This is a genomic window from Nocardia sp. NPDC058497, assembly GCF_042720195.1.
Classification (GTDB): domain Bacteria; phylum Actinomycetota; class Actinomycetes; order Mycobacteriales; family Mycobacteriaceae; genus Nocardia.
Map to the genome: position 1 here is coordinate 1 of NZ_JBHXMY010000710.1, position 2,714 is coordinate 2,714.

Consider the following 2,714-nt stretch of genomic DNA (forward strand, 5'->3'; position numbering starts at 1 on the left):
TTGCGGAACAACACGGCTGACAAGGTGCACATCATACGGATGACGGCAATCAAAGATTGTGGACCTCCGATCGGAGGTACCTATATCCGCTTCCCAACGCAAGGCGGGGCAACATTTAATGAGCAGTTGGGCGTCAACCTGGATGCACCGAGAGCGTACGTTCAGGAGTATCAGGAGATACCCGGCGGTGGTATCGGTCAATTGGTCGGTGACGACTACTTCAAATCGCGCACGATTGTCATCGATCCCGGTGATTCAATGACTTTCTCGGTGACAGCTATGGTGACGAAGTACGCCTGCACATTCCATCTCGAGGCTTCGCTATCGGCACGTCAGGGCGCCAGCGCGCTGCGAATCGATCAGGGTGGCAAGCCCTTTCGGATCTCTGCGCAGGCTCCGCCCAGAGACCCTGCAGCATTCCTGTCCGGATACGACAGTGTCTATTTGCCGGAGGCTTATCCATCGCCAAATGTCAGAGCTGTGGCGCCATCCGAGCCAGGGAAGTAGCGAAGCACCGCTATGCGCCTTAATCGATGGACCTTGTGGGCGATGGTCGTGACTGCCGTCATCTCGGCAGTGGTTAGCTTTACCGCGGTCGCTCTATTGCAAAAGCCTGCCGCTATGGACAATTCACATCCCGTTCGGTGGGCCTACGCAACCCCTAACGAACTGGTCGTCGAGCGCGCTGATGCTCCGGCATTGCGAATCGACAAGAGCTTCATTCAATCGAACGTGGTATGGACCCACGGCGGCGGCTACCTCGTCGCGCTTTGGCCTGCGCCGGATACCGACGACGAAGGATTCCTGCTCGTACTCGAGGCCGATACCGGTCGGCAGGAGCGGATCAATTGCTCCCGCTGCGTTGGTATCACGGCAGTGGGCGGCACTGCTGTTGTTGTCGCTGAGCGTTCCCAGTTCGGGGCGCCGCAAACTTATCGCAGGATCTCGATCGATCACCGAAACTCAGGTGCCGACACAGACCTCGGACCGACTGGCGCAGTGTCCTCCCAGCTGTTCAGTGGTCTCTCGGACTCGTTCATCGTTGTCTCGTCGCGCCCTGGCGACGGTGCCGCGACGCTGACTTCGTACGATCTGCAGACCGAGCAGGAAACCCAGCTTTTTTACGGTGATCTGGAACAAGTTTCCCCTTGGGTCACCCCGGACGGTAACGACCTAGTCGCGGTGGCATCGAACACCGACCCTGCCGAGACGGCCGACGGCTCGTGTCTGCGCCGAACTCCCGCCGTCGGTTTCGTGACTGCAAAAGGCAGGTCCATCGGGACGGCGCTGTCCCTCGATACGAGCGTCCTGGGTGAGAATGAAGAGTTCTTTGTCCAGGACATGTGGTGGGGTCGAGACGGCCGTCCGCGTATCGCGATCGGTCGTCGCGGGTGCTTGCTGCCCAACGGTGACCTCGTTTACACCCAGGTGCGCACGGAGAAGTTCTACGTATTGGAACCGGAATCCATGGTCTGGCAGGTCGATGATCTCGACGGCAGCGGCTCGGACGTTCACTGGAATCTTGCACGCCGGACTGTTCGGGAACTGGACGATGCAACATGGGTGCAGCTCGATTTGGATTCCTGCCCCCTGCATCCGTTCCAGCAGTGTGAGGTCGGGACTGTTTCGCTGATCACTGTTGGCGACATCCGGGCGGTATCGGATGGTGTGCGGTTCATCTCGGTCCGCCCTCTCTCCAAAGCGGCGAGCCCGCCGACTGCGGTGAAAGTACCGACCGAGGATTGCCGGACAACTCTTCGTTCCGGCGAGCCGGCAACTGTTGTCAACACTTCCGGTGCGCTGTCCTGTGCTGACGCTGTCCGCATCTACGTCGAGTACCAAGCGAGCCCACGCGCGACAGCAGGCAACATCAATCTGGTACAGAACGAAGAATGGCGCTGCATCAGTCCGACGGCGGGCAGCGTGGCCCGTACAGGTGTTTATGTGACGTGTGACGATCCGGGCAGCTCGCCGCGATGGTCTTTCGATATCCGCCGACCTGATTGAGAGGTCACGTTTGCCTATGTGCGAGGGTCCGGCGTGTGGGCCCGTCATCGTCGGCGGAATCTGCGACAGAGTGTGACCCTGATCTACCGGGTTCCTGCTTGCCGATGGCTGGTCGCTGAAACCAACTGCCGCGCTGGATGATTGACGTACCACCAGACGTGCGGACTGGCGAAGCCTCACCAGAGGCTTAGGCGAGGATCGGCGACAATCGGATCTCGACACAGTCGCCTCGGTCCGACCCGAGGCGGTGTGTTCCCGGTGCGAGTCCGGCGACGACACCGTCGAACTCGCGCTGAGTCGACCGGCGACGGCCCACCGGTAATGCCGGACGCTCACTCAGCCCACAGGTTCAGCGGGATGGCTTGGAGTTCCTTGACTGTCGACGAACGCGGCCCGTTCGAGTGCGTCGAGAGTCCCGGTCAGCACACCGACCGCCAGACCGCGGACGGTGCGTCCTTGCCGGGCGTACGGCTGCGCGAGGCTGTGGCCGGGTAGGCCGATCAGGGGTTGGCGGAAGCCGGGCAACTCCGGTGAGGCCGCAGTGCCCGGCCGACCCATATCCGCCCGGCACCAGTTCAGAACACGGCGCCGATTGTTTCTGCGGTGAGGATCCGCTTCGTCCATACTCCGACGTCTGCAGGGTCGGCCGTGCGGATGTGGTGGACTACCTGGGGGGTCAGCGTTCCCAACTTGAGTGTCAGAATCTC

The 2,714-nt window shown here is 61.1% G+C and carries 3 protein-coding genes; all 3 read left to right on the top strand.

The genetic code is table 11. The features are described from left to right. Positions 1–507: hypothetical protein (locus ACFWPJ_RS29835; protein ID WP_378856402.1), on the top strand; the 507-nt coding region annotated here is incomplete at its 5' end. A gap of 42 nt (positions 508–549) precedes the next feature. Then, a complete protein-coding gene (locus ACFWPJ_RS29840; protein ID WP_378856403.1) occupies positions 550–2,007 on the top strand; it encodes a hypothetical protein in 1,458 nt (485 codons plus the stop codon). A gap of 357 nt (positions 2,008–2,364) precedes the next feature. After that, a complete protein-coding gene (locus tag ACFWPJ_RS29845) occupies positions 2,365–2,502 on the top strand; it encodes a hypothetical protein (RefSeq protein ID WP_378856405.1) in 138 nt (45 codons plus the stop codon). Positions 2,503–2,714 lie beyond the last annotated feature (212 nt).

Coding starts and splice junctions, on each gene's coding strand:
- ACFWPJ_RS29840 (WP_378856403.1), top strand. CDS start 550: ATGGTCGTGACTGCCGTCATCTCGGCAGTGGTTAGCTTTACCGCGGTC.
- ACFWPJ_RS29845 (WP_378856405.1), top strand. CDS start 2,365: ATGGCTTGGAGTTCCTTGACTGTCGACGAACGCGGCCCGTTCGAGTGC.